Source organism: Collimonas sp., from assembly GCF_035566555.1.
In the GTDB taxonomy this organism is placed as follows: domain Bacteria; phylum Pseudomonadota; class Gammaproteobacteria; order Burkholderiales; family Burkholderiaceae_D; genus Collimonas.
The window spans coordinates 1-6248 of record NZ_DATMRB010000056.1 but is presented as its reverse complement, the minus strand read 5'-3'; the positions used below and the strand labels follow the sequence as shown (position 1 = coordinate 6248).

Genomic DNA, 6248 nt, shown 5'->3' with positions numbered 1-6248 from the left:
CAGGACACCCACCCGATTTTCCGGCAAGGGATCATTGCCGGGCAACTCAGCCCTGTACGGTATCCGATCAAAGGAAGTCAAAGGCACAGGCTTCGGGGAACTTCTTTTCGACGATAGTACGGGACAAACTAAAACAAAATTGTCGTCCGAGCTAGGCGCGACCCAGCTGAACCAGGGCTGGATCGGTCATCCCCGTACTGACGGCAGTTCCGACAAGCGAGGGGAGGGATTTGAAGCCCGCACGGATTTGGCGGGTGCCATCAGAGCTGCTCAAGGATTGCTGATTACCGCTGATCCCCGGCCCAATGCCGGCGGCCAAGTGCTGGACCGCCAGGAGCTGATAGGCCAGCTGGAAACCGCGCTGGCAATCGCCAAGCAGCTGGCAGAACTTGCCAACACCCACGAAGCAGGCACGACCGATACCGCGCCGGCGCAAAAATTGGCCGACCAGATCAAAAGCTGGGATGCCGACAAAGCGGGTGGTGCTGCCGCCATCGCCGTGACGGCGCCCGCCGGCGTTGCCGTGTCCAGTCCCAATTCGGTCGTGACGGCCGCCGGCACCAACCTGGACATGATCGCAGTCCAGGACGCCAATCTGACCACTGGCCGTAAGGTGCAGGTCCGTGCCGGACAAGGTTTGTCGATGTTCGTGCCGCAGCAAGATGCGCAATTAATTGCGGCGACCGGCAAGATCCAGGTCCAGGCGCAGGCAAACGAAATGGAGCTGGGCGCCGCCAAGCGCATGCACGTTTATTCGCTTGAATCGCTGCTGCTGGAGGCGCCGCAAATTGTGCTGCGTACCGACGGCGCGGAAATTGTCATCGGTAACGGCAAGATCACGATGTCATCGTCGGCGCCGGTCGACGTTAAAGCGCCGTCATTCAACTTTGGCGGCAGCGGCGGTGGCAATACAGCTTTGCCGAATATGCCGCATTCGACGCTGGCTACCGATGAAAAGATCGCGTTTTCCGGACGCAGCGGCAAGGGCCGGGAAAACCTGCCATATGAAGTCCGCGACACTGCCGGCGCCGTGCAGGATGCCGGTAAATCCGCTGCCAATGGCGCCACACAAAATACGATCACTGACAGCGTCATCAAGGCGCTGACCGTACATCTGAAACCTTGAAGGCTCGATAAGACATGAGTGAACCTGTTCTCCCAGAAGCCACGCGCAGATTGACGCTGCAATTCGACAAAGACGGCGAACCGACCTTCGCCACAGTCTGTAGTCCGAAAAGCTTCAGAAATAGATCCGTGGCCATAGTGCCACCTCGCCATGTGATTCCTGTGATTTTTGTGCCGGGTATCATGGGGACGAATCTGCGTGGGAACGACAAGTCAGATGGCTATAAGGGCAAGTCTGCCTGGGAACCCCCTAATGGAAAATTGGCCGGTCTGGCTGAAGGTGGTTCACGCACATTCCAGAGCGCGGTCGAGCGGCAAAAGCAGATGAATCCTGACACCACCGAGGTAGATCCTACTGGCAAAATATCGATGCCGCGTGGGGTAGACACGCTCACAGCGGAAGAAGCGCGGCGGCGAGGCTGGGGAGAGTTACATTGGGATAGCTATGGCGGAGTGTTGACCGAACTGGAACGCGCGCTCAACGACCAATATATCAATCCCGGCGCCAAAGAACCGATAGAAATGGATGTCTGGAAGTTAGCCAAGACGCTAAAGAAGGGCAAGCCAGGTAAAGAGGTCGATATTCTCAAGACCTGGAATCCAATAAAGGGGGATGCATCTGCTCTGACCGACGAAGAGTTCACGCGCCTTGATGACTATTTTTATCCTGTGTGGGCTTGCGGTTACAACTGGCTGCAAAGCAATGAAGAATCGGCCCAGCGACTGGTGAAGCGAATCCAGGAAGCGCTGGACTGGTACGATAAGACGAAGTATTTCATCCCGGAAGGCAAGGTCATCATCATTACCCACTCGATGGGTGGCATGGTAACCCGGAGAGCCGCGCAAATAGTTGAAGGCAAGATTCTGGGCGTGGTAAATGGTGTACAGCCAATGGGTGGCGCGCCGGTGGTGTATCGGCGTTTTCGCGCTGGGACCGAAGTTGGCGGTATATTGGACATTCCAGGTGCAGTGGCGGCAACGATCATAGGGTGGAGTGCTGTAGACATCACATGCGTGATGGCCAATTCACCAGGCCCGTTGGAGCTATTGCCGACTAAGCACTACCCGTCGGGTTGGCTCCAGATGGAAGGATTCACGAACGGTAAGCGAGATTTACTGATGCCTGCGCTGCCAGTAGCAGATCCCTATGCAGAGATTTATTCTAAGCGAGTACAAGACCTGTGGTGGGGAATGATTGATGAAACATTGATTGATCCGGCTAACATTCATAAAAAGAACAAGATGACGCCGTTCGATGCATATAAAATCGCCATCACCAAGGCCCGTGACTTTCATGAAACAGCGCAGCTTTACTGTCATCCGAACACCTTCGCTCATTTTGGTGCTGATGCTAAAGAAGTTTCGTTTGGAAGCGTGCATTGGACCACGCATGCTGATATCCCAAGCAATATAAAGGACGGATTGAGCGGGCTACCTACTGGAGATTGGACGAAGTACGGTAAAGCGCAGGTAGGTACTGAGAATGATGGGATAAATTTTAGGCTTCAAGATAAAACCAAACCTAAAGATGATGACGATCCAGACGCCGGCGACGGCACGGTGCCTCTCCATTCAGCCGCGCTTGTGGGAGACAATGCAACGCATGTTTTCAAAATGAAAGGCTTCGCGCACGCCGAGAGCTACAAGAATGAGAATGTCATCGAGAATGTGCTGTATTGTCTTGGGAAAATTATCCAGGGCGCGAAACCAGCCAAAGACCTGCCACAAACCAAAGGAGAAACATGTTCCGCTCCCGCCCCGGCTTCTGCCAGCGACTCTTCCGAATCGGCTTCGCAACCCTCGCCGGCTTCGGCATCCTGACCGCTTATGCTAAGGAACCTGTGATGAGTGAAACAAAAACATATTGCGTTGGACGTTTCCTAGTCGATGCGCCAAAAGACGCTGAGATTAATGGACAAGGATATGAATTCATGTTCGGTCGGATCGAATCCGAACGCGCAGGGATCGACGCGAAAAATTTTTCTGCACGAATGGAAAAACGGGAAGAAGAACTGAGGGCAGGTAAGCAAAAAGACAAATTCAAACTAACAGAGGTGCTTTCCCCTTCCTCTGATAGCAGAATTTTTAAGCTGTCACGCGCATTTGACCTATTCCCGAATGATCCGCCATCAACTGGATTGGAGGCATATCGTTTAAGCCACGGCACAGTTTTCTCCATGGCGGCAACGGGCTTCGATCAATCGTTTCCGCAGCTAGTCGACCGGTTAAAATCAGTTGTTCTTCCTGCTGTCCGGTTCCGCCAGCCAGAGGAAATTCCTGCAGAACCTGGCTTTTGCATCAAGGATGGGTTCATTGCTGACGATGGGAGTAAAGACCAGGCCGAATACGGTCAGATCGGTTTCCGCTTCAAGGCATGGCCTGACGTGCTGGTCGTCTTTACGACAAGAGAGAACGGCGACAAGCTTGATGACACGCTACTTGAGCGCTACGCAAAATCACCAATTCACGCGCAATACGCGGACGTCATTGGTCGCGTAAAAACATTCCGCAAAGGCGAGCGCAAAGTCGGATCATTGGCAGGTGAGGAATTAATGCAGGCTTATCCAACCGACGCCGGCTATTTTACCCATCAATTTGCCTGGGACTCTCCCGGCAAGCCCAATGCGGCATTCTCGCCGAACGTTCATGTCGAGATGTTTACCGGACAAGGCCATGCTGGTGAACGTACTGTTCGCCCATCGCTGACGGACGACCAGGCCATCAAACTTTTTGATAGCGTCGTCAACTCTATCCGTCTGCGCCCAACCGGACCGGCCAAAGTCAGTAGCGCAGACCCGACACCATCGTCGCCGCAAGCGCCGCTGGGTGAGGTTGTTGCTACCGGCTCGATATGTCCGCAGACTGGCTGGTGGCAATGTATCGAAACCGGGAATATTGACGGCGGCCGCCGACGTTTCTTCAAAGTCGGCGAAGCGATGCCAGCTGCCGTGCTGCTTGGCGATGCCAACATGTGGCAAACGATACGTGGTCAGCGGCCTAGCCATTCCCTAAGCACAGTGTGGTCTCTAGTGGCCTATGAAGAAACAGCGGCACCAGCTGCCATCGCTAAAACTGATGCGCACGATACACCAGGAGCATCGCTCCCTGGCGAACCGACCCCAGGCTAACTAGCGCAGATGGAGGCCACATGCCAAACGTAATCAGGCTCGGCGATGCGACGAACCATGGGGGCAAGGTCGTCTCGGCCAGCGCGCCGTTTATTGTCGAAGGGATCGCGGTGGCCCGCGTTGGCGATACCTGCATATGTCCTATCCAGGGGCATACCGTTTGCGTCATTGTCGAAGGCGACCCGAATTTTATTGTCGGCGGGCTGGCGGTAGCGTTCGACGGACATAAAACAAGTTGTGGCGCGAGTCTGATTTCCAGCTTGTCGAATTTTGGGAAATCTTAAAACAGGCAATGATCAGAAGCGAACGTCGGCAGTTGGCACTCGAAGAAATGAAGCAGATCGCTAGTGACCGTGGCGGTTTGTGTTTGTCTGATGCCTACATTAATGCAGCCACCAATTTGCATTGGCAATGTCTGAAGAAACATCAATGGCACGCATCTCCCCATAGTATAAAAGACGGCAGCTGCTGTCTCCGCTGCTATCACGACAGTATGCGCAGCAGCTTGGATGACATGCGGATGCTCGCGCAGCAGCGCGGCGGGCATTTACTGTCCAAGCGCTATGTGGATAGCAGATCCCGATTGCGCTGGAAATGCGCTAAAGGGCACATCTGGCAAACGACTGCAGCAGTGGTGTCTTGCGGGCGTTGGTGCCCGCAATGTTCTTTTGACGCCAAACGCGGCACAATTGAAAAAATGCAGGAGCTTGCGGTAAGTAAGGGAGGTTTTTGCCTGTCAAATACTTACGTCAATAACACGACAAATTTGCAATGGCAATGTGCTGCCGGTCATGTCTGGCATGGTCCACCAGAACGCGTTCGCCTCCACTGGTGTCCAAAATGTTCGTTCGTACGCATGCGCCTGGGCATCGACAAAATGCGGGAAATTGCGCAGGAACGTGGCGGTCGCTGCCTGTCAGATACTTACACCAACGTGATAACACCATTGAGCTGGCAATGTATCGAGGGCCACATGTGGGAAGCCATGCCGATATATATTCGGAAGGGGCGCTGGTGCCCGGAGTGCCGCCGTATTGCGCAAGACGAGCAAAAGAAATTGAATGTTAACAAAAAGAAAAAAAGATTCTCTTTTCCGCAGGTACTTTAAGTCATGGGGCGGGCAGTCACATAGGTTTTTGGCGCGGCTTTTGCGATTGATGCAAATGGAAACCATGAAAATGCCGGCCTGAGTTTGTGCCTGACAATGCTGAATACAGACTATTCAGAGCGGCACATGGCAAAAGACACTGAGAAAAATGCACCCAGCCTCTTCGGCAAAATGGGCACGTCGGCAAAAAAATGGTTTTCCGGGAACGTCGAGAGGGTGGACGACCTGGGCAAAGATGACCCCTATGCCTTTGATTTCGGGGCAGCATCGCAGTCTCTCCTCGGTACTGGTCGTCGCGCCGCCCGCATGCGCGCGCAGATTTATCAGAAATGGTCGTTCATGGAAGGCGACCCGATTGTGTCCGGCGCACTGTCGCTGATCGTCACGTCCGCGCTCGGCGGCCATGAGACGACGGGCAATACGGTCTTCATCGAAAAGAAGGCTGAGACGATCAAAAATATCAAACTCGCCAAGATGGTCGATGAGATCGATGCCGCCTTGACGCCCAAGCTCAATCAAATGGCGCATTGCATGGCCTATAACGGTGCGACCTTTGGCGACAGCTATGCGCGGCCCTATGTTGATAGCAGCGGTATCCGTGAATTGTATTTCGGTGAAATTGTCCGGCCGCCCATGGTGCAAGCCTACGAGAAGGGCAACCGCACCGTGGGATATATGGTGTATTCCGGCGCCAAGGCCATCGAGCGGCTAGATACAACGCAGCTGCTGCGCCTCAAGATGCCGCGGCTAGTCTGGGTGCCGCAGTTTGCGGTGCAGGATAAGGTGATCAAAATGGCCTTGTCCGAAGATGATCTGGACGAGCTGCCGATCCTGCCGTCGATGGTGGGGGGATCCTTTCTGCACCAGGCGGAAGAGGCGTACGACCA

At 54.3% G+C, this 6248-nt stretch carries 5 protein-coding genes and 1 pseudogene; all 6 read left to right on the top strand.

From position 1 onward, the window contains the following. On the top strand, window positions 1–1126 hold a 1126-nt coding region (locus VNZ65_RS08385), incomplete at its 5' end, for a type VI secretion system Vgr family protein (protein ID WP_325667925.1). Window positions 1127–1140: 14 nt separating this feature from the next. Beyond that, on the top strand, window positions 1141–2946 hold the full coding sequence (locus VNZ65_RS08380) for a hypothetical protein (protein WP_325667923.1): 1806 nt from the start codon (window positions 1141–1143) through the stop codon (window positions 2944–2946). Next, entirely contained in the window at window positions 2868–4253 is a 1386-nt protein-coding gene (locus VNZ65_RS08375; RefSeq protein ID WP_325667921.1) for a T6SS immunity protein Tli4 family protein, read from the top strand. The genes VNZ65_RS08380 and VNZ65_RS08375 overlap by 79 nt, the downstream gene beginning before the upstream one ends. A gap of 20 nt (window positions 4254–4273) precedes the next feature. After that, window positions 4274–4537 (top strand): PAAR domain-containing protein, encoded by a 264-nt coding sequence (locus tag VNZ65_RS08370; protein ID WP_325667919.1) that lies wholly within the window; start codon window positions 4274–4276, stop codon window positions 4535–4537. Window positions 4538–4545: 8 nt separating this feature from the next. Next, window positions 4546–5361, top strand: a complete 816-nt coding sequence (locus VNZ65_RS08365; RefSeq protein ID WP_325667917.1) for a hypothetical protein — start codon at window positions 4546–4548, stop codon at window positions 5359–5361. 126 nt (window positions 5362–5487) lie between these two features. After that, a pseudogene (locus VNZ65_RS08360) lies at window positions 5488–6248 on the top strand (hypothetical protein); the annotation flags it as partial.